A 19,346-nucleotide genomic window follows, 5' to 3' on the forward strand; every position below is an offset into this window, starting at 1 on the left:
ACCATTGCGGCGCGGTTAGCGCAACACAGGAGATGGACTCGGGGGCGGCCCGATACCACGATGACTGGCATCCGACCGACACCTCCGGAATTGACATCCGGACTTCCTCGAAGGAGCGTGCCGTGGAATCCGACGAAGCGGCCGAACACCGGGTGCGTACGATGATTCTGGAGGCATTTGCCGACACCATCATCCCGGGTGAGAAGCGCGGCCCTGACGATGCGGCGATCGCCGGCGTCGACGTCGGCGGCGGTGCCGTCGCGGGTGGCGCGATCGAACTGCTCGAAGACCCCGCCGGAGGGCTGGCACCGGCGCTCGACACGATCTGCGTGGAACTCGACGAGTACGCCCGGGAGCACGCCGCCACCACGGGCCTCGACCTGAACCCGGACCTGCCGCCCTTCGTGGGCCTGCCGTTCGAGTCCCGGACCGCGCTGATCGAGAAGCTGACCAGCCCCGATCACCCGGACAAGCAGATGTGGGTGGGGTTGGCGCTCTTCTGCAACATGGCCTTCGACAGCGCGCCACACCTGCACACCGTGGAGGCGCTGGCCACCGGGCATCCGGGCCTGCTCGCGATGGGCTACGAGACGCCCGACTCGGACGGGCTCTGGCGGTTCCCCACGTTCTCGTACGGCCGGCAGCTCGCCAACCCCCATCCGTCCACCACCGCAACGGGGAGCCCCGCATGACGGCCACCGAGTCCACCGACGTCCTGGTCATCGGCAGCGGCTTCGGAGGCGCCATCGCCGCGTACCACCTCGCCGCCGGCGGCGCCCGGGTGACGGTCCTGGAGCGCGGTCCGTGGCTCAAGGCCGACGATTTCGAGCACGACTTCAAGCTGGGATCGTCGTACACCCGGGTCTTCGACTTCGTCATCGGTGACGGCATGAGCGTGCTGGGTGGCAACTGCGTGGGCGGCGGCAGCGTCGTCTACTTCGCCACGATGCCGCGGGCGCCACGTTTCGTCTTCGAGCGCCACGGCAGCATCGGGCGACGCATGTGGCCCGCCGCCATCAGCCGCGACACCCTGGAGCCCTGGTACGACCGGGTGGCCGAGGCACTGCCGATCACCCAGCAGACCTGGGACCGGGTTCCGTACGCCGGTGGCCTGTTCGGCGCCGCCTGCCACCACGCCGGACGTACCGCCAACCCGGCGCCGTCGGCCATCGACGTGGACATGTGCACGAACTGCAACTGGATGATGGCCGGCTGCCGCTTCGACGCCAAACGCTCGCTGCTGCTCAACTACCTGCCGGCCGCCCTGGCGCACGGCGCCGAGATCCGGCCGCTGCACGAGGTGCAGCACCTGGTCCGTAACGACGACGGCAGCTACCGGGTCCACTATCGCGTGGTCGACGAGGAGGACTACCGGATCCTGCACGGCGAGGGGACGATCGACGCGAAGATCGTCGTGATCGCCGCCGGCGCGGGCGCCACACCGGTGATCCTGCAACGGTCGGAGCCCCATCTGGGCCGGATGCCGCAGGCGGTCGGGCGGTACTTCTCCGGCAACGGTGAGCGCCTCAACACTGCCGTGTTCGACGAGGACCGGGTCCGCGAGGTGCTGAAGCTGTCGCGGCCGGACGGACGGGCCTACGAGGCGTACCAGATCGGGCGGGGCCCGACGGTCGCCAGCTGGGACCGGCTCGACGGCACCCTGCCCGAGTACGAGCGGTACTCCCTCGAACAGCTCTACTTCCCGCCGGCGCTGGGCACGATCCTGGCGCAGGTGCCCGACGCGAGCCCCAGCTGGTTCGGCCGGGACAAGAAGGAGATGCTGCGCCGCTGGCAGTCGTGGCTGACGATCTTCACCATGTCGGAGGACGACAACGAGGGCGTCTTCGGCCCGCCGCCGGAGACCGGCAACGCCCACCGCTTCTCGCAGCAGATGCTGGGCCACGGCCCATTGCGGTACCAGCCCACGGCGAACACCCGGCGCGGGTGGTCCCTGGCCGACGCCGACGTCAAGGACATCCTTGAGCGCGACGGGCTCTCCCGCGTGATGCCGTGGACCAACGACCTGGTGGGCGCCTACACCGTGCATCCCCTGGCCTCGTGCCGCATCGGCGACGACCCGGCGACGTCGGCGCTTGACGACCGCCACGAGCTGCGGGGGCATCCGGGCATCTTCGTGACCGACGGATCGGCGGTGCCCGGCGCGCTGACCGTCAATCCGGCGTCGACGATCGCGGCCCTCGCCGAACGCGCCATGCCGGGCATCGTGCGGGCCGCGCGGGAACGGGGTGTCGAGGTGACCTACGGTGCGCCGTCGCCGGACGGCGAGACCGCCGGACGGCGTGCGGTCGCCCACCTGCGGTCATGAGTTTCACGGTCGCCGGGCTCGCCCGGCGGAGCACCTTCGCGCACCTGCGATACGTCTCCCCGGTGCCTCCGGGGGCCGCGCCGGTGCCGGTCCGCCGGGTGTACGAGCAGGTCGAACGTGACTTCGGCCTGCTCGCGCCGCCCATCGCCCTGCACGCCCCCGCGCCGGGGCTGCTCGCCGCGGCCTGGTGCATGCTGCGCGAGACGCTGCTCGTCTCGGGCACGACGAGCCGTCGCGAGCGCGAGGCGGTGGCGGCAGCGGTGTCGGCGGCCAACGCCTGCCCCTACTGCGTTGACGTCCACCAGGCAGCCGTACGCGGGCTCGGGCGCCGGGGCACCTCGCCGCCGCCGCTGCCGACGGTCCTGTCGCCGGAGCTGATCGGCGTGGCCGTCGACTTTCACTACCTCAACCGTATGGTGAACGTCTTCCTACGGGAATCACCGCTGGCGGCGGTTCCCGCTCCCCTGCTCGGTGGCGCCCGGAGCGTCGCGGCACGGTTGATGGGTCGGCTGGCCGGTCGGGAGGCGGTGGCCGGGCAGTCCCTGCCGCTGCTGCCCGGCACGGCCGGCACCGTTCGGCGCCTACCGGACGACCTCCGGTGGGCTGCGGGGCTGCCGCACGTCGCCGCCGCCATGACCGGAGCGGTGGCGGTGATCGAGGACGCCGGGCAGCGGGCGGTGCCTCCTGCCGTACGGCAGTTGGTACGCGAGTGCCTCGTCGACGACGCCGCCCCTGGCGACCTGGCGGGCATGGCGGACTGGCTCGACAGGCGGCTGGCGGGGCTCTCCGTCGCCGACCGGGCGACCGGACGACTGGCGATGCTCGCCGCCTTCGCCTCGTACCGGGTTTCCGACTCGGCGGTTGCCGCGGTACGCGCCGAGGGCCACGACGACGTCGCGTTGCTCGCCCTGGCGGCCTGGGCCGCCCTGACCGCGGCACGCCGGCACGGCGACGTGCTGGCCACCGCGTACGAGGCGGTCGGCTGACCGGCGCACGATCACAGGCCCGGCCGGATGTCGGCCGGGCCTGTCTCGGTGCGCTGTCAGACCTTCGGCACGTCGAACAGGGAGGGGAACTTCGCGATCAGCGCGAGGTCGCCCCGGGTGCGCAGTCGGCCCTTCATCGTCAGCACGACCGGATGCGCGTTGCCCGTCACCACCAGCAGGAAGTCGGCCCCGCCGATCGTCAGCGTCAGCTTCGGCTCGCGATCGGCGACCGGCGACACCCGGCACACCCCGTCCGCGATCTCCAGCTGGTAGCGGTCGACACCGCCGTCGGGGCGGTCACCGATCACCCAGTGGATGACGGCGTCGAGACCTGCGGCCCGGTCGGCCCGGAACACGTCAGGCATCCGCCGGAACACCTCCCGCAACAGGGCGTCCCGGCGTTCCCCGCTCATCAGCGCGCGGACGTCCGGCATCGGGGTGCTCTTGACGAAGATGGCGAGATCACGGGGCGCCAGCGCCGCCGGATCGGCGTTGTTGGTGGTCATCGAAGGCTCCTCTGGTCGTCGTCCGCGGCGGTCCTAGCTGTCGCTGACGCCGGCGGGCTGGATGACCCGCTCCCGGATCACCCGCCGCCACTCTTCGTAGGCCAGGCCGTCGGCGGGGGCGTCGACCGCCGCGGCATCGGCCAGCTCGGCGGCGGCCTGCGACGACAGGCCGGTCAGCGCTCGCGCCGCCGCGTCGGTGTGCTCCGGGCAGTAGCCCGCCCACGTCCGCGCCTTGGCCGCGAAGACCGAGCCCTGGGCGAGGTGCGGGCCGTACTCGCCGGCCAGCGACCGCAACGCCTCGAAGCCCGCGGTGTCGCATCCGCCGGCGAACGTCGCGGCCAGTCCCACACCGCTCCACAGGTCCGCGCGGCGCGCGGCCGCGAAGCCGTCGACGGTCACGGCCACCGCCGCCGGGTCGGCCGCGTGCCGGAACCACAGCGCCCGGCCGACGCCCTGGTCGAACGCCCGCGCGAAGTAGTCGGCGTGCCCCTGCCACGGGTACGGCCGCGGCAGTCGCTGCCCGGTGATCCAGGTGGCCTGGTCGAAGTACGCCTTGTCGAAGCCGTAGCCGTCGACGGCCAGCCAGCTCATCGTCGGGTGGTACGGGACCCCGGTGAGGTCCGGCAGCACCTTGCGCCACAACACGCGCGGCAGCCGGGCCATCGCGAAGCCGATACCGATGCAGGCGAGGAAGTAGTGCGGGCGTCCCGGCCCTTCCAGCAGCTCCCGGGTACGGGAACCGCCTGCCGTCGCGTCGAGGACTGTGTAGGCCATCGTCGCGCCCTCGTAGGCGAAGCCACGACGTTCCGGGTCGACGAGAGCGAGCCGGCGTTCCAGCTCGGCGACGCTCGGACCCTCGATCCCCCACTCGAAGCCGCAGACCACCGCCTGCGGGATCGCCTCCAGGTGGACCGTGGTGGCGGAGGTGGTGACCGGGAAGCCGAGCGTGGCGAAGGAGACCTGCTTTAGCGACGGCGCGAGAACCATCCGGCGCATCGAACCCAACACTCTGGACATACCGGCCACCCTTCGTTCGGGGCCACGGCGGCGGTCACCGCGGCGATTTCATCCTCACCGGGTTCGGTGAGCCGCGCGTCTCCGAGCGTGCCCGGTCGATTTCCGGCCCTGCGCTGGGCTTTCGACGTGGTCCCGCACGCCCGAGGTGGGACCGGCGTCGTCGCCGGGTGTGTCCACCCGGCGACGACGCTCAGCTCAGTTGGCCCGATCCGCGAACTGACCCGGCTCCCGGCCGGGGCCGGCGGGGCCCCGATAGGCCTGGGCGATCTCCAACCAGTGCGTGGCGATGTCCCCCTGCGCACGTACCGCGAGATCATCGCGGTGCCGGCGGCGGGTGACCAGCAGGCAGAAGTCCTCCGCGGGCCCGGTGACGCGCTCCGGCGACTCCGCGGGGCCGAACTCCCACAGCGCGCCGGACGGTGCGGTGATCTCGAAGCGGAACTCGACGTCCGGGGTTTCGAGCCCGCGCGCCTGGTAACCGAAGTCCCAGGTCCGGACCGCGAACCCCACGATCTGCCCGATCCGGTCGGTGAACGTGCGCCGGACGCCGAGGGCGTCGGCGATGTCCTGACCGTGGGCGAAGAGCTCCATCATCCCGGCCATGGCCAGCACCGCCGCCGGCAGCGGACGCACCAACCACGGGACGAGCTGGTTCATCGGCAGAGCGCCCAGCGCCTTCTCGGCCCACGCCCGCTCCTCACGCCACCGCCGCAACAACTCGGCGGGCTCCTCGGCGAGGTAGCCGGACAGTGCCGCTGTCACGTTGGCGTTGAAGTCGGCGCCCAGCCGCCCGGTCATGGCGACGAACCGGTCGGGGTCGGCCGCCGCGAGTCCGGCCATGCGGAAGGTGGCCGCGAGGTGGGCGACCTGGTGGGCGACGGTCCAGCCGGGCGCGGGGGTCGGCAGCGCCCACGCGGCCGCGTCGAGGTCGCTGACCAGGCGGTCGAGATCCTCGCCGTCGGCCGTCAGGTCGGCGATCACCTTGGGATACTGCTGTTCGGTCACGGTTCTGCCTCTCGGTTCGATGGCGTCCGGATAGCTCGGTCAGTGCCGGGGAACTGTCGCGAGCTGGGCGGGGGCGACCTGCCGGCGTCCGCCCAGCAGGGCGATGGCGGTCTCGATGGCGGAAGCGGGTCAGCGCCGCGAGCGCAGCACGCGGGAGATGATTGCGGGGCGCATGAGCGCCTGCGGCGGGTCGACCAGGCCGGCGGAGCGCAGGAAGGCAGTCGTCAGCACGCCGTCGTGAGCCGCTGCCGCCTGCAGGCGGGGGATGTACAGATTGCCCATCCGTACCTTTGCCGTCCGTCGGCCCACGACACCGGGGAAGCCGAGGTCGGCTCCGGCTGACATGTCCCAGGGCGCGTCGATGAGCCGGGACAGGTCGCGGAAGAAGGCCCGCGGCGCGGGCGGACCGGAAAGCACGTGTTCACCGAGCAATCGGGCGGACATCGCCGCCACCGTCATGCCCTGGCCGTAGACGGGGTTGAAGACGCACGCGGCGTCACCGAGGACGATCAGCCCGTCCGGCGTCCGCGCCAGCCGCTCGTAGCGTCGGCGGATGCTCGCCGGGAACCGGAAAGTGGCCGCCGGTCCCATCGGTTCGGCGTCGCGGACCGCCTTGTAGATCTCCGGTACGGGCAGGGACTGCACATAGGACAGGAAGCCCTCGTGGTCGGTCGGCGGCCGGTCGCCCAGGATGCCGGTCAGCGAGATGGCGTACCGGTCGGGCATCCGGGCGAAGATCGCGCCGCGCGGCTGCGCCGGGGTGGCGACCGGGAGCAGGGCGATGTCCTCGCCGATCGGGTCGAACGACAGCGGGCCGTGAAAGTCCATTGTGGTGTATGTCAGGTCCATCTTGACCCGCTCTTCCGGCACCCGCTGGTAGCCCAGCTCCTCCAGCCAGAGCGGCGTCCGCGAGCCACGCCCGGTGGTGTCGACGACCAGATCCGCGTCGAGGACCTCCTCGGGTGCGCCCGGCTCCCGCCCCTGCACGCGGACGCCGACTATCCGCTGCCGGTCTGGCGACGCGACCAGGCCCACGATGTCGGTGTGGTCCCGATAGGTCACGTTGCCCAGGGCCCGGACCCGGGCGCGTACGCGCGACTCGAGCAGTGGCCGTCCACTCGCGACACAGACCAGCCCGGTCTCAGCCTTACGGATCATCTGGCCGTTGAAGTACCAGCTGAGACTGGTGCCGAAGTCGCCGATCGGCACCCCACCGGCCACCAGCTCGTCGGTGAAACCCGGGAACAGCTCATCCAGGATCTGCTGGCCGCGGGCGAGCAGAGCGTGGATGTGGTGACCCTGCGGCGCCGCCTGGCGGGGCTCCACCGGCCCGAAGAGATCGTCGCGGTCAACGACGGTGACCCGCTCGCAGGCCGGGGACAAGACCCGGGCCGCCAGTGATCCGGCGACGCTGCCGCCGAGGACCACCGCATGCGCAATCGGCGGAACGCCCATTATCGTCAGCCTCCTGGATTGGGATAAGAATCAATTCTTTCCAGTTATCGTATCGACCGGATGCGTCATTTTTTCTTCCAGAATGCTCAGTCCGGAAAGGGTTTCCACAAACCTTTCCGGCGTACCTTCACATCGCTAACATGGTCCGCGGACGCCGCCGCGATGTCCCTTGTCGCGAGGAATAGCGTTCCGTTCCCTCATCGAGTGAGGATTGCCGCATGAAACCGTTCCGGATCGACATTCCGCAGGCCGACGTGGACGACCTGCGCCGCCGTCTCGCCGACACGCGCTGGCCTGCCGACTCGCCCGCCGAGGACTGGAGCCGGGGCGTGCCGGCGACCTACCTGCGCGAATTGGTGGAGTACTGGCGAACCGGCTACGACTGGCGTGCCGCCGAGACCCGACTCAACTCCTTCCCGCAGTTCACCACCGAGGTCGGCGGCACCACAGTGCACTTTCTGCACGTGCGCTCCCCCGAGCCGGACGCCACTCCCATGATCATCACGCACGGATGGCCCGGTTCCTTCGCCGAGTTCACCGACATCATCGGGCCGCTCACCGATCCGCGCGCCCACGGCGGCGACCCCGCGACCGCCTGCCACCTGGTCATTCCCACCATTCCGGGCTTCGGGTTCTCCGGGCCCCCCAGCGGTCCGGGCTGGACCATGCCGCGGGTCGCCGCCGCCTGGGCGGAGCTGATGGCCGGCCTGGGCTACGAGCGGTACGTCGTTCAGGGCGGCGACTTCGGCGCCTGGATCAGCCTGGTGTTGGCGGGCCTCGACCACGAGCACGTCATCGGCGCGCACGTGAACTTCCTGCCGACGCCGCCCTCGGGCGACCCCGCCGACCTGGCCGGGCTGACCGAGGTCGAGGGGGGCCGGCTGGGGCTGTTGATGAACTACATCGACGACCAGTCCGGGTACATGAAGATCCAGGCCACCCGGCCGCAGACGCTGGCGTACGCCCTGAACGACTCGCCGGTCGGCCAGCTCGCCTGGATCGTCGAGAAGCTGCACGAGTGGAGCGACTCGACCAAGGCCCCCGAAGAGGCGATCGACCGCGACCGGATCCTCACCAACGTGATGCTGTACTGGCTGACCGGCGCCGGCGCGTCGTCGGCCCACTTCTACTACGACAACGCCGAGCTGCTGCCCATCGCCAAGACTCCCCCGCCGCCCCCGCCGCCCCTGCCGGTGCCCCTGGGCGTGGCGATCTTCCCCCGCGACCCCGGGCAGCCCGTCCGGCGCTTCGCCGAGCGGGGCTTTACCAACATCGTCCAGTGGACCGAGTTCGAGCGGGGTGGACACTTCGCCGCCATGGAACAGCCGGACCTGCTGGTCGGTGACCTGCGCTCGTTCGTGGCGACCCTGCGGAGCTGAACCGCACGACGAAGGCCCCGGATGTCTCGGCATCCGGGGCCTTCGCCATGCGGCTCGTCGACGGCGGCGCTACCGCGGAGGTACGCGGCGCGGCGCTGGTCGGCGGACGAGCAGGACCGCCAGGACGACGACAGTGGCGAAATTGAGCAAAAGAAGTACCGCGCTGAGCGGGTCGACGCCGTGCTCGTGCGCCGCGTGGATGTCGGCGGGCGCGGCGCCGGACGCCTGGGTGCCGACGGCGAAGCGGATGACGCCGCTGGTCTGCCCGCCGGCGACGCCGATGACGTGGTAGACGACCGTGTAGGTGCCGTTGGCCGGGATCCGGACGGGCACGCGCAGGACGTCGCCCGGCCCGGCTGTCACCGCACCGGAGTCCACCCGCCGCCCCGCGCTGTCGACTACCGAGAGGTGTGACAGCGCGGGGTCGGCGGCCGCCGACAGGTTCAGTCGTGCCTCGCCAGGTGCCGTCGTCAGGCTCTGCGCGTCAACGGGCGAGCTGCCCATGAGGCGTACCGCCGGAGCGCGGTAGGTCACCGCGACGAGCCAACCCAGTGGCAGCAGGACCAGCACGGCGGCGATGAGCAGGCGGGTCCGACGGGACACCGTCAGGCCGCTACGACGCTCGGGTGCGCCTGCGTCTGCACGCAGTTGCAGTGCGTCTGCTCCAGTTCCCGATCGTTCGGGCGCAGGTGCAGATACATTCCGATGATCATCGGCAGGAACACGACCGAGTTGTAGAACAGGTGCAGTTCGACCCGCGGATAGATCAGTTGCAGGACGCTGGTCGGCACCGCCGCGCCGAAGAAGTTGTGGTGCGTCTGCGCCTGCAACAGCAGCAGGAAGTGCTCGATGTGGTGCCAGAACTGGATCGCCAGGGCGACAGTCCACCAGGTCCGGGCCCGGCCGACGAAGCCGGGGCGGAGCAGGAACAGGCCGACCAACATGACCAGCGCGTACCCGTAGTGCATCCATTCCGAGGTCACCAGCCACGGGAGGAACTGCCCGAGCACGCCGCGGGCCTGGGGACGGGCCCAACCGAGCACCCAGATCTGGTACGCCTGCACCAGGTGCTCGGCCCAGTGCGCGAGCGTGATCACAAGGAATCCGCCGAGCGCTGCCCGGTGATGGGCCTGGTTGAGTGTGCGAACCGGTGCGACCGCCATTCGGTTCTCCTATTCCGGGGGGTTCGATTCACGCGCCGCATCGCCGCAGCACGGGGCCAACGAGAAACGACACTGGTTCTCACCGGCGTTGGCTCTTCGTCCGCGCCTTTCACGACTCGTGAGGCACGACAGCGCCATTGTCACGCCGGGGACGCCCGCCGTTCTTCTCCTCGTGTGCGCTCTGCCGGACACCGATCCGACGGGCTGCGGCGAAGCTGGCCCAGGCGGCCACGTCGACAAGCGTGGCGTCCGCCGGGTGATGGCGGCGGAAGTCCTCGACGACTTCGGGGCCCACCCGGTAGGAGGCGAACGCGGTGAGCAGCGCGAGGCGTGCTGCCGCCCGCTGCGGTGCGGTCAGTGGCTCGATCAGCTCCTCGCACCAGCGGGTACTGAGGCCGGCATCCTCCCCGGCCCACTCGTCGAGCCGGGTCAGCACGAGGCTGCGGACCTCGGGGTCGAGCGAGCGCTGCCCGGCGACCTCGAAGACCCGGTAGGAGCGCGCCACCGCGTCTGCGATGCGCGGGCTGCCCGAGGCCCAGCTGACGTCCGAGGTCGGCGGCGCGGCGTCGAGCAGGCGGGTGGCGCGGCCGGCGACGTGCTGTCCTCGCAGGGTGGGCCGGAGCACCCGGCCGAGCCCCTGATTGAGCCGGCGCCGCGCGCGCGGGCCGAGACCCTGCGGCAGCAGCGAGTTGGCGAGGAAGACGTTGACCACGCGGCTCAGGTAGTGGAAGCCCACCACGACCCCGACCAGCTCCGCGCGCTCCACTTCGGACACGTCGGATGGCAGCGGCGGACCGTCGGCACGGTGTGCGCCGCGCGCCCACTCCACGACGCGTCGTACGCGGAGGTCGGCGATCTCGTCCGGCCGGTCCGCGGCGATCGCCTCGGCATCGCGCTCGTCGGAGAGTTCGAAAAGGCCCGCCACGTGCAGATCGGCACAGTAGGGACAGGTGTTGGCCACCGAGACCGTGGCCGCGACCGCTTCCTTGACCGCGCGGTCCACCGCGCCGGCCGGCAACAGCGGCTCCCGGGTGAGGGCCCAGTAGGCCGCCAGGACGTCGTCGGACGGCGAGTGCAACAACGCCGGCGGCACCACGATCTGGAATTCCTCGGCGACCTGGCGATACACCGCCGCGACGAGTCCGCGCGCCGTCGCGGCGGGCACGACGGTGAGGAATCTGACGTGCTTCTGAGCGACCGAGGAAGCAACCCGTCTCGCGACCATCAGAACCTCCCGCGTCAGATTCGCCGATTGTTCCCGCCGTCTGTCGGCCCGCCGGCGCCCGCGCGCCTCGCGCATCGGAGCATCCACCGCCGGGCCTGGCGGCCTCCCGCCCCGAGGGGCGACGCCCTCAGGCGGCCGCGCCCACCCGGCCCCGCACCGCGGTACCACCGTGCTGGGTCTGACTCAGCGCGTACTTGCGCGCGTCGAGCAGGGCGAGCAGCACCGGCGGATCCAGTGCGCTGCTACGCCGCAGCACCACGTTCGCGGTGACCTTCGAGTCGGCACGGACGGTGATCGGACCGTACGTCGCCACCGACACGGCACGATCGGCCACGTCGGCGCGCTGCTCGGCACCGTCCGCACCGGCGGACACCGCCTGCGCCAACAGGTACCAGGAGCCCAGAGGAACCGCGTCGAAGTGGACCGAGCCGGGTTGCTGCAGAACGGCGCACCGCGCCGGCCGTCCCTCCGGAATACGGCCACTGAACAGACCGACGAAAATAAGCGGATGGTCATGCTCCTCGGCGAGACGGACCTGGCATGACACTTGGCCGCTCGGCGATCGCCCGGAGCGCCACTCAAAGTGCGGGTGGATAGACTGCGTGTAGCCGGCATGTCGACGGAACGCAGTGGGCGACATACCGACGCTACGGCTGAACCGCCAACTGAACGTACCGACGCTGTTGTACCCCACGCGGACGCTGATGTCGGCGACGTTCATCGAGGTGGTGATGAGCAGGTCCTTCGCCCGCTGGAGGCGCAGCGCCGAGAGGAAGCGGGCCGGCGACACACCGGTCACCCGCCGGAAGATGCGAGTGAAGTGGAATTTGCTGAACATTGCGGCGCGAGCCATGTCATCGACAGTTAACTGTTCACCCATGCGGTCGTGCATCGCTGCGACTGCGCGCAGCACCGCTTGCTCAGAAACGTCTTTCATGACACTCCCCCAGGTGCTGTTCCGCTGAACTATTCAACTCGTGGCAGTCAGATATCTGCGCGCCTACCTGACAATTGAATATAAAAGCCGGAACAGTGCGGTCATTGACGCCGATGATCTCTCGACTTATGGCAACACTAACCGACAGCACGTCGGCAATCAACCCTGGGTGAGCGTGCGACGCAATCGTGAAGAAGCGGCAGATATTGGCGCTACTAGATATAGATAGCGTCTATCGCCGATACATGCACACGCTGCGACCGAGGCGGTCCAGACCTGCCCAGCCGGCCACGATCCGCCGACGGATGACTGGAACTGATCATCATTGGCACTGCTCGCAGCGCACGCGGTCGGTCTTCGGCAGCTGGCGGTGACGGACGCTGGCCGACTGCCAGCAGGCCGGCCCGGCCCCTGCCGCCATCGGTCAACTTCCCCGACGATACCCGCCGACGACACAAGCCGGAAACGTGATCAGCATGCCGATGAACCCTCAGTTACCGTCTCACGCAGGGCTTTCATGGTGGACAGTTCTATTTGTGCAGTCAACCGCGACAACGGGCGTGGCTCGCGGACGCGGTCGCCCTCATCCGTTCACGGCCTGTGACGGACGTGATTGGCTGGCCGCCTTTGGTTACTAACAGTGTTTGTGTGGCAATTTAGGGTTGCCGAAGTATCTCCGAGTCTCCTAGTCTCCTATCGGACGGCGCAACCATCAGCCATCTCGATTGCGCATCCGGCACCACGCTCGGAAGGAGCGGATCACCCGTGCTTCTCGGTCCGCACCAGCCCAGGACAGCCACGACGACCTCCGCCGGCAGCGACGCCGCAACGACCGCGTTATTTCCGCGGCGCAGCCACAGCTCGCCGAGCGTCGCGATCCATGGGCCTGAAACGTTGATCACGGGGAGCCACGATGCGAATATCTGACCTGAGCCGGCAGTCCGGGGTGCCGGTCGGGACGATCAAGTTCTACCTGCGCGAGCGCCTGCTCCCACCCGGCGAACCCACGGGGCGCAACCAGGCACTTTACAACAAGAATCACCTGCGACGCCTTCGGCTGATCAAGATATTCACCTCCATCGGTGAACTGGACCTCACGTCGGTGCGACGACTCCTGATCGCCGCCGAGGAGGAGCACCTGTCGTCGATCGAGCTGTTCGAGGTGCTCAACCAGGTGTCGATGGCGGGCAAGGACACCGCCGTCGAGGAGGACGAGAGCCTCGAGCTCGCCCGGGTCGACGCGAATCGCATCATCGAGGCGTCCGGCTGGGAAATCGACCCGGACGCCGCCGCCCGATCACACCTCACCCTCGCGCTCGCCGCGATGCGGCGCCTGGGCTGCGACTGCGATCCGGACTTTCTCGACGTCTACCGAGAGGCGGCTGACCGGCTCGCCCGGCACGAGGTAAGTCGGATCGAGAACGACCGCACGGCGCGCATCGAGGCCCTCGCCCGCAACGTTCTGCTGCACCAGGCGTTCGCGGCGATGCGCCAGCTCGGGCAGCAGCATCACCTGTCCCGGCGATTCGGCCTCGTGCCGGCCAACCAGGGCACGGCCGACGACGTTGAGCGCTCCTGACACCCCGAAGCTGAGGCGCACAGGTCGACCAGACCGGGACGGGCCGCGAGGGGGCCGGCGCCCGCCCGATCACCCGACGCGGTCAGCCGCGGCAGAGCACAGTGACTGTGCCTGTGCCGCCGCCGCTGACGCGTGAGGGCCGGCCATCTGGCCGGCCCTCGGAACTGGCTCTACTCAGGCTGGGTCACGCGGGCAGTTCTGGTAGACCGAGAGGACCCAGTCGTCGTCCCGCTTGACGAGGATCCACGAGGCCCGGATGGCGTCCGCAGCGGCCAGTTCGGTGCTACCGGCCGCGATCACCCCGCCGACGGTCACCAGCGCGACCGCGCCGGGCCCGAGGGGCTTGAGGTCGATCGGCTTCCCGGTGACTGTCGTGCCGGCGTACACGCCCTGGTAGGCGTCCGCCATGTAGTCGCGAATGGCCGCGCGGCCCTTGACGTACACGCCCGGCAGGATGAGCGTGCCGTCCTCGACGAACAGGTCGGCAAAGGCGTCGGCGTCGTGTGCCGCCCAGGCCTTCACCATCCGGGCCGAGACCGCGCCGATCGCCGCCTGGTCCGATCCGTCCAGGACCGGAGCCGTCGTGTTGGTGGTCATCTGCTACCCACTTCCGTCGGTTGTCCATTGATGGCAACTGATGACCATCGTGGCCGGCTCCACGCGGTCCTGGCGTCTTCCAGCGTGCGCCGGGTCGGCAGGGCGCAACGTCCGAGAAGTGCCGGCGGCCAGGCCGGAAGCACCCGGATACAGGCGCGCGGATGCCCACCGACGTATCGGTGGACATCCGCGATCTGGTGGACCGGTCAGATGAAGAACGTGTTGGGCTCCAGGCCGCACAGCACCCGGCCGTAGAGCTCCATGGTGGTCGTCGGCAGATGCAGGGCGTGCAGGGTGACCGCGCGGACGTCGCGCCGGATCCGCTGGATCGGCTCGCTCGTGTAGATGGACGACGCGCCACAGGCGCCGGCCAGGATGTCGACAGCCTCGGCGGTCAGCTGCGGCACACGACCGGCCACGGCACGGGCGTACGCGCGATCGCGGATCGTCCACGGCTCCCGGGTCAGACCGCGCTCGTCCACCAGCGTGGCGAGCCTGCGCGCGTGCCCCTCGGCTTCGTCAATCTTGAGGGCGGCGTCGGCCGCCTGCAGGTGCGTGATCGGCGCGTCCGCCTGGCGCTCGTAGTTGGTGTTGGAGATGGGCCGCTCGTTGATCCGGGCGTAGAACTGCTCCTGGGCGGCACGAGCCATGCCGATCATCTTGCCGGAGGTCGACGCCGCTACCGCTGCGACCAGCGGCGACTGGAACATCGGCAGGTCCCGGTTGCGCTCGGACGCGTACTCGCCGGCGGTGAACGCGGCGATGCGCATGACGTTGGCGCCGGGCACGAAGACGTCCTCCGCGACGGCCCGGACGCTGCCGGTGCCGGACAGCGCGGAGACGTGCCAGTCGTCCACGATGCGCAGCGCGCTCATCGGCACCACGGCCATCACCGGCTCGGGCTCGCCGTCGGACGGGATGAGCAGGGTGGAGAGCAGCTTCCACCCGCTGTGCGCGGCGCCACTGTTGAACGCCCACTCACCGTTGACCACGATGCCGCCGTCCTTGGGGACGCCGGTGCCGTTGAGCGCCAGCGTCCCACTGATCCGGGCGTCCGGGTCCGCGAAGATCTCGTCCTGCACCTCGTCCGGGAACAGGCCGACGTTCCACGACGTGATCCACCAGGCGGCGACGTCGAACGCCGCGGCGCCGTCGCCGCGGCCCAGCTCGATGCCGACGTCCAGCAGCGTGTGGGCGTCCGCCTCGTACCCGCCGAAACGCGCCGCGGTACGCATCCGGAAGATTCCGGCAGCCGTCATCGCCTCGACGCTCTCGTCGGCGAGCCGGCGGTTCTCCTCCTGCCACAACGAATTCTTCCGGAGCACCGGGACGATGTCGGCCGCCCTCTTCGTCAGATCGGTTCGGTGTGACGTCTCGGTTGTCTGCACGGGGTCTCCTCCTGGTACGGCCCCATCGCGCCCCCGCCGGGAAGCGGATGGCGCAAATGGGCGGCTGCATGAAGCGCTGAAGGTCGTTGCCGGGAATTCAGGAAGTCACGTTAACCCCTGGGCGCCGGCCGGAAAAGACAAATCAGAGCGTCGTGCGGAACCGCGCATTCTGAAAGAAGATCGGGCTCGACCAGGATCGTAGCTTTACGGTGACCAATTGACCGACGGCATCATGAATGGTGGGCGAGATGAGTTACTGGTCCGATCGGAAGGTGCTCGTGGTCGGCGCAAGTCGTGGCCTCGGCCGCGGGGTAACCGAGGCGTTCGTGGCGGCGGGCGCGACGGTGACCGCCCTGTCGCGGGACACCGCACCGCTTGCCGCCCTGGCCGACGCGCACGGCACCCTGAGCCTCGTCGACGCGGACGCCACCGACCCGGCCAGTCTCGACGTGCTCCGCCGGAACCCGCCGGACGTCCTCGCCCTGGTGGCCGGCGCATCACCCGAGCTACGGCCGCTGGCGGAGCAGACCTGGGAGACGTTCTCCACCCCCTGGAACACCGACGTGCGCATCGCGTTCCTCTGGCTGCGGCAGGTGTTGCGCCAGCCCCTGGCGCCCGGCAGCCGGGTCATCGTGACCAGCAGCGGCGCCGCGCTGAAGGGCTCCGTGCTCAGCGGCGGCTACGCCGGAGGCAAGGCGACAGTACGCTTCCTGGCCGACTACGCGGCCCAGGAGGCCACGCGCGCCGGGCTGGGCATCACGTTCCACACGGTGCTGCCGCAGCTCACTCCGGAGACCGGCCTCGGTCGGGCGGCTGTCGACGCGTACGCCGAGCGCGCCGGCGTCCCGCCCGAGACGTTCGTCGAGCCCATGCGTCCGGTGCTGACACCGGAGGCGGCGGGTGCGGCCTTCCTGCGGCTCGGCGGCGACCCGGACCCGTCCGGCACCGTGCATCTGCTGACCGGCGCCGGCCTGGCGCGACTGCCCTGAGCCCGCGCGGGACCGCTTCGGAGCCACCAGACGTACGCATGGCGGTGGCCACCATCGTGGTGGCCACCGCCATGACGGTCGGCACGGGCTCAGGCGACCGCGGGGACCGCGGCGGTGAGGTACATCGGCACCCGGTCGTAGCCGTTCATGATGAACGAGCCCTGCGGAGGCAGTTCCTCGCGCGGCACGGCCAGGGTCAGGTCGGGAAAGCGCTCGAAGAGGGCCGGCAGGGCCACCATCGACTGCATCGTGGCCAGCGGTCGTCCCAGGCAGTAGTGCTCGCCGTGCCCGAAGGACAGGTTCGTCTTGTCCGCCCGGGTGATGTCGAAGTCGTTGGCGGTGTCGCCGTGCAGCGCCGGGTCCCGGCCGATTCCGGCGTACGCGATCAGGACCAGGTCGCCCTTGGCGATGTGGACGCCGGCGACGTCGATGTCCTCCTTCGCGTAGCGGAAGGGCAGCTGGGCGACGGCGGCGTCCTTGCGGACGGCCTCGTCGAAGGCGTCCATCCAGGTGTACTGCCCGGTGCGGATCAGCTCCAACTGGTCGCGGTGGGTGCTCAGGTCGATGATGCAGTGGGCCAGCACGTTGCTCAACGTCTCCGAGCCCGCGCCGAGCAGGACGTGCAGGCTCCCGATCAGCTCCTCGTTGGAGAGCGTCTCGCCGTCCTCGGTGGCGGCGATCAGGACGCTGGTGAGGTCGTCCCCCGGGTCCTGACGGCGGCGGGCGGCGAGCTTGGACATGGCGTCGTGCCACTGGTCGAGGTTCGCCGCCGCCATCTCGCCGGTGTGGTTGGTCAGGCTGTTCTGCTTGGTGCCCTTGAGCGCCTCCTCCCGCACCTCCTCCGGCACGCCGAAGAGGTCGCAGATGAGTGTGGCGGTCAGCGCGTACGTGAACTGGCCCTTGATGTCGACGGTCTCACCCGGTCGGGTGCTGGCCTCCATGTCGTCCAGCAGCCGCTGCACGATCGACTCGACGCGGGGGCGGGCCTTCTCGACCTCGCGCGGCGTGAAGGCGTGCGACACCAGCTTGCGCAGCCGGTCGTGGTCGGCGCCGTCCCGGACGGTCAGGTTGTCCATCGCCACCCAGGTGATCAGCTCCCAGTCGTGCGGCACCTCGCCGCGCACGAACGGGGGCCAGTCCTCCTTCGCGTTCTTGGAGAGCTGGTCACCGGCGAGCAGCTTCTTGCCAATGTCGTACGTCGTGACGCACCAGGCGCGGTAGCCGCCGGGAACCTCGACGAGGGTGACCGGGCCCTCGGCGCGGATCCGGGCAGCCTCGGCATGAATGTCACGTCCCTCAGGATCGAGCATGATCGGGCATTTACCCATCGCGGGCCTCCATGGTTCGGTGCACGGCACCGGGCAGGAATCCGGTGGTGCGAAGAGCGGAATCTGCCGCTGAACCTAATGACCTCCCCGGCCCCATATTTCTTCTCAATTGCCGAGCGCGGAAATCCACTCCGCGTGTGCCTTCATGGCGTCGGAACAGCAATTTTGAAGAGGTTTTGCGGGGTCGTGGCGGGCATCCTCGACTCGATAACGCGTAAATCCAGAGGAGACGGTCATGGCTCGATTCAAGGTCGGGGTGCTCTTCAAGCCGCAGCACTGCGAGATGGCCCAGCTACGCGAGGGTTGGCGTGCGGCGGAGGAGCTCGGTGTGGACACCGTCTGGACCTGGGACCACTTCTATCCGCTCTACGGCGACCCGGACGGCGCGAACTACGAGTGCTGGACCACGCTGGCCGCGCTCGCCGCCGACACCCGGCGCGTCCGGTTCGGCTCGCTCGTGACGTGCAACAGCTACCGCAACCCCGACCTGCTCGCGGCCATGGCGGGCACCGTCGACCAGATCAGCGACGGTCGCGTGATCCTGGGTCTGGGCGCCGGCTGGTTCGAGCGGGACTACACCGAGTTCGGCTACCGGTTCGGCAGCGCCGGCGAGCGGCTGCGGGCGCTGGAGGACGGCGTGCGGACCGTGCGGTCCCGCCTCGCGGCGCTGGTCCCGACGGCGGCACGGGTGCCGCTGCTGATCGGCGGCGGCGGCGAGAAGGTGACCCTGCGCATCGTGGCCCGGTACGCGGACATGTGGAACGACTTCGGTTCGGCCGAGCGCTTCGCCCACAAGAGCGCCGTCCTCGACCGCTGGTGCGCCGAGCAGGGCCGCGACCCCGCCGAGATCGAGCGCACCACGATGATCGAGACGGCTGAGGTCGACGAGGTCGACGCATACCTCAAGGCCGGCGCCACCCACGTCATCCTCGGCTTGGACACCCCGTTCGACCTCGAGCCCCTGGACCGCCTGCTCGCACACGCGATGGACTGAACCCCGGTAGGCGCGGCCCAGATTTTCGGCGCTGCTGTCGATCTACCGCCCGCGCGACCCGTCGTAATGTAGAGGCCACCACCGTGGGGGCCGGCACACGACAGGACCTGAGATATGGCCAAGTACATGATCCTCATCTACGGCGACCCCCAGCAGTGGGACGCGATGACCGACGAGCAGTGGAAGGCGCACGACGCGGCGCACGAGGCGTTCGCCGCCAAGGCCGGCACGCAGATCATCGACGGCCAGCAGCTGGAGCTGACGGCCACGGCCACCACGCTGCGCTCGGACCCGGCAGGTCAGATCCAGACGACCGACGGTCCGTTCCTGGAGACCAAGGAAGCACTCGGCGGCTACTACCTGATCGAGGCGACCGACCTGGACGAGGTTCTGTCGATGGCGACGCTTCTACCCGAGGTGCACGCTTCGCACAGTGGTGTGGAGATCCGCCCGGTGGTCGACCACGGCTGAC

Annotated in this window: 19 protein-coding genes; 8 read left to right on the top strand and 11 right to left on the bottom strand. The window is 69.9% G+C overall.

Features of this window, described 5'->3' with window-relative positions:
• Window positions 1–122 precede the first annotated feature (122 nt).
• From B0E54_RS09400 to B0E54_RS09410, 3 genes are read left to right on the top strand one after another with little or no spacing between them, the layout of a single operon-like run.
• Entirely contained in the window at window positions 123–692 is a 570-nt protein-coding gene (locus tag B0E54_RS09400) for a DUF5987 family protein (RefSeq protein WP_374109257.1), read from the top strand.
• Complete coding sequence (locus B0E54_RS09405) at window positions 689–2,326, top strand: FAD-dependent oxidoreductase (RefSeq protein ID WP_234582922.1); 1,638 nt, start codon at window positions 689–691, stop codon at window positions 2,324–2,326. The genes B0E54_RS09400 and B0E54_RS09405 overlap by 4 nt, the downstream gene beginning before the upstream one ends.
• Window positions 2,323–3,312, top strand: coding sequence for a carboxymuconolactone decarboxylase family protein (locus B0E54_RS09410; RefSeq protein WP_234582924.1), 990 nt, complete (start codon window positions 2,323–2,325; stop codon window positions 3,310–3,312). Before B0E54_RS09405 ends, B0E54_RS09410 begins: the two co-directional genes overlap by 4 nt.
• Before the next feature lie 56 nt (window positions 3,313–3,368).
• Here B0E54_RS09410 and B0E54_RS09415 read toward each other — a convergent pair whose 3' ends face one another.
• The 4 genes from B0E54_RS09415 to B0E54_RS09430 all read right to left on the bottom strand — a co-directional run bounded on the left by B0E54_RS09415 (window position 3,369) and on the right by B0E54_RS09430 (window position 7,295).
• The gene (locus tag B0E54_RS09415) at window positions 3,369–3,818 is read right to left on the bottom strand and encodes an SCP2 sterol-binding domain-containing protein (protein ID WP_234582925.1); all 450 of its coding nucleotides are present in this window, start codon (window positions 3,816–3,818) and stop codon (window positions 3,369–3,371) included.
• Between the two features lie 33 nt (window positions 3,819–3,851).
• A complete protein-coding gene (locus tag B0E54_RS09420; protein WP_234582927.1) occupies window positions 3,852–4,835 on the bottom strand; it encodes a DUF1702 family protein in 984 nt (327 codons plus the stop codon).
• 195 nt (window positions 4,836–5,030) lie between these two features.
• Window positions 5,031–5,840: a TIGR03084 family metal-binding protein gene (locus B0E54_RS09425; RefSeq protein ID WP_234582929.1), complete on the bottom strand. Its 810-nt coding sequence runs from the start codon at window positions 5,838–5,840 to the stop codon at window positions 5,031–5,033.
• A 129-nt stretch (window positions 5,841–5,969) separates the two neighbouring features.
• Window positions 5,970–7,295: an NAD(P)/FAD-dependent oxidoreductase gene (locus B0E54_RS09430; RefSeq protein ID WP_234582930.1), complete on the bottom strand. Its 1,326-nt coding sequence runs from the start codon at window positions 7,293–7,295 to the stop codon at window positions 5,970–5,972.
• 218 nt (window positions 7,296–7,513) lie between these two features.
• On the opposite strand from B0E54_RS09430, the gene B0E54_RS09435 reads away from it, so the two are divergent.
• Window positions 7,514–8,674 (top strand): epoxide hydrolase family protein, encoded by a 1,161-nt coding sequence (locus tag B0E54_RS09435; protein WP_234582931.1) that lies wholly within the window; start codon window positions 7,514–7,516, stop codon window positions 8,672–8,674.
• Window positions 8,675–8,743: 69 nt separating this feature from the next.
• Here B0E54_RS09435 and B0E54_RS09440 read toward each other — a convergent pair whose 3' ends face one another.
• The 4 genes from B0E54_RS09440 to B0E54_RS09455 all read right to left on the bottom strand — a co-directional run bounded on the left by B0E54_RS09440 (window position 8,744) and on the right by B0E54_RS09455 (window position 11,999).
• Entirely contained in the window at window positions 8,744–9,277 is a 534-nt protein-coding gene (locus B0E54_RS09440) for a copper resistance CopC family protein (protein ID WP_234582932.1), read from the bottom strand.
• A gap of 2 nt (window positions 9,278–9,279) precedes the next feature.
• On the bottom strand, window positions 9,280–9,837 hold the full coding sequence (locus B0E54_RS09445) for a hypothetical protein (protein ID WP_234582933.1): 558 nt from the start codon (window positions 9,835–9,837) through the stop codon (window positions 9,280–9,282).
• A gap of 109 nt (window positions 9,838–9,946) precedes the next feature.
• Window positions 9,947–11,062, bottom strand: coding sequence for a carboxymuconolactone decarboxylase family protein (locus B0E54_RS09450; RefSeq protein ID WP_234582934.1), 1,116 nt, complete (start codon window positions 11,060–11,062; stop codon window positions 9,947–9,949).
• Between the two features lie 127 nt (window positions 11,063–11,189).
• The gene (locus tag B0E54_RS09455; protein WP_234582935.1) at window positions 11,190–11,999 is read right to left on the bottom strand and encodes a helix-turn-helix domain-containing protein; all 810 of its coding nucleotides are present in this window, start codon (window positions 11,997–11,999) and stop codon (window positions 11,190–11,192) included.
• A gap of 913 nt (window positions 12,000–12,912) precedes the next feature.
• Here B0E54_RS09455 and B0E54_RS09460 point away from each other — a divergent pair.
• Window positions 12,913–13,578: a MerR family transcriptional regulator gene (locus tag B0E54_RS09460; protein WP_234582936.1), complete on the top strand. Its 666-nt coding sequence runs from the start codon at window positions 12,913–12,915 to the stop codon at window positions 13,576–13,578.
• Window positions 13,579–13,752: 174 nt separating this feature from the next.
• On the opposite strand, the gene B0E54_RS09465 is transcribed toward B0E54_RS09460, so the two are convergent.
• Both B0E54_RS09465 and B0E54_RS09470 read right to left on the bottom strand, forming a co-directional pair.
• Complete coding sequence (locus B0E54_RS09465) at window positions 13,753–14,175, bottom strand: SgcJ/EcaC family oxidoreductase (RefSeq protein ID WP_234582937.1); 423 nt, start codon at window positions 14,173–14,175, stop codon at window positions 13,753–13,755.
• A 206-nt stretch (window positions 14,176–14,381) separates the two neighbouring features.
• Complete coding sequence (locus tag B0E54_RS09470; protein WP_234582939.1) at window positions 14,382–15,563, bottom strand: acyl-CoA dehydrogenase; 1,182 nt, start codon at window positions 15,561–15,563, stop codon at window positions 14,382–14,384.
• Between the two features lie 248 nt (window positions 15,564–15,811).
• Between B0E54_RS09470 and B0E54_RS09475 the strand changes: the two genes are divergently transcribed.
• The gene (locus B0E54_RS09475; RefSeq protein ID WP_234582941.1) at window positions 15,812–16,552 is read left to right on the top strand and encodes an SDR family NAD(P)-dependent oxidoreductase; all 741 of its coding nucleotides are present in this window, start codon (window positions 15,812–15,814) and stop codon (window positions 16,550–16,552) included.
• An 89-nt stretch (window positions 16,553–16,641) separates the two neighbouring features.
• Here the strand turns inward: B0E54_RS09475 and B0E54_RS09480 are convergent, their stop codons facing one another.
• Window positions 16,642–17,880, bottom strand: coding sequence for a cytochrome P450 (locus B0E54_RS09480; RefSeq protein WP_234582942.1), 1,239 nt, complete (start codon window positions 17,878–17,880; stop codon window positions 16,642–16,644).
• A gap of 235 nt (window positions 17,881–18,115) precedes the next feature.
• Between B0E54_RS09480 and B0E54_RS09485 the strand changes: the two genes are divergently transcribed.
• Window positions 18,116–18,874, top strand: coding sequence for an LLM class F420-dependent oxidoreductase (locus tag B0E54_RS09485; RefSeq protein ID WP_234582943.1), 759 nt, complete (start codon window positions 18,116–18,118; stop codon window positions 18,872–18,874).
• A gap of 114 nt (window positions 18,875–18,988) precedes the next feature.
• On the top strand, window positions 18,989–19,345 hold the full coding sequence (locus B0E54_RS09490; protein ID WP_234582944.1) for a YciI family protein: 357 nt from the start codon (window positions 18,989–18,991) through the stop codon (window positions 19,343–19,345).
• Window position 19,346 lies beyond the last annotated feature (1 nt).

Source organism: Micromonospora sp. MH99, assembly GCF_021442385.1.
Lineage (GTDB): Bacteria > Actinomycetota > Actinomycetes > Mycobacteriales > Micromonosporaceae > Micromonospora.

Coding starts and splice junctions, on each gene's coding strand:
- B0E54_RS09420 (WP_234582927.1), bottom strand. CDS start 4,835: ATGTCCAGAGTGTTGGGTTCGATGCGCCGGATGGTTCTCGCGCCGTCG.
- B0E54_RS09485 (WP_234582943.1), top strand. CDS start 18,116: ATGGCTCGATTCAAGGTCGGGGTGCTCTTCAAGCCGCAGCACTGCGAG.
- B0E54_RS09480 (WP_234582942.1), bottom strand. CDS start 17,880: ATGGGTAAATGCCCGATCATGCTCGATCCTGAGGGACGTGACATTCAT.
- B0E54_RS09410 (WP_234582924.1), top strand. CDS start 2,323: ATGAGTTTCACGGTCGCCGGGCTCGCCCGGCGGAGCACCTTCGCGCAC.
- B0E54_RS09450 (WP_234582934.1), bottom strand. CDS start 11,062: ATGGTCGCGAGACGGGTTGCTTCCTCGGTCGCTCAGAAGCACGTCAGA.
- B0E54_RS09435 (WP_234582931.1), top strand. CDS start 7,514: ATGAAACCGTTCCGGATCGACATTCCGCAGGCCGACGTGGACGACCTG.
- B0E54_RS09490 (WP_234582944.1), top strand. CDS start 18,989: ATGGCCAAGTACATGATCCTCATCTACGGCGACCCCCAGCAGTGGGAC.
- B0E54_RS09405 (WP_234582922.1), top strand. CDS start 689: ATGACGGCCACCGAGTCCACCGACGTCCTGGTCATCGGCAGCGGCTTC.
- B0E54_RS09455 (WP_234582935.1), bottom strand. CDS start 11,999: ATGAAAGACGTTTCTGAGCAAGCGGTGCTGCGCGCAGTCGCAGCGATG.
- B0E54_RS09445 (WP_234582933.1), bottom strand. CDS start 9,837: ATGGCGGTCGCACCGGTTCGCACACTCAACCAGGCCCATCACCGGGCA.
- B0E54_RS09430 (WP_234582930.1), bottom strand. CDS start 7,295: ATGGGCGTTCCGCCGATTGCGCATGCGGTGGTCCTCGGCGGCAGCGTC.
- B0E54_RS09475 (WP_234582941.1), top strand. CDS start 15,812: ATGAGTTACTGGTCCGATCGGAAGGTGCTCGTGGTCGGCGCAAGTCGT.
- B0E54_RS09460 (WP_234582936.1), top strand. CDS start 12,913: ATGCGAATATCTGACCTGAGCCGGCAGTCCGGGGTGCCGGTCGGGACG.
- B0E54_RS09415 (WP_234582925.1), bottom strand. CDS start 3,818: ATGACCACCAACAACGCCGATCCGGCGGCGCTGGCGCCCCGTGATCTC.
- B0E54_RS09465 (WP_234582937.1), bottom strand. CDS start 14,175: ATGACCACCAACACGACGGCTCCGGTCCTGGACGGATCGGACCAGGCG.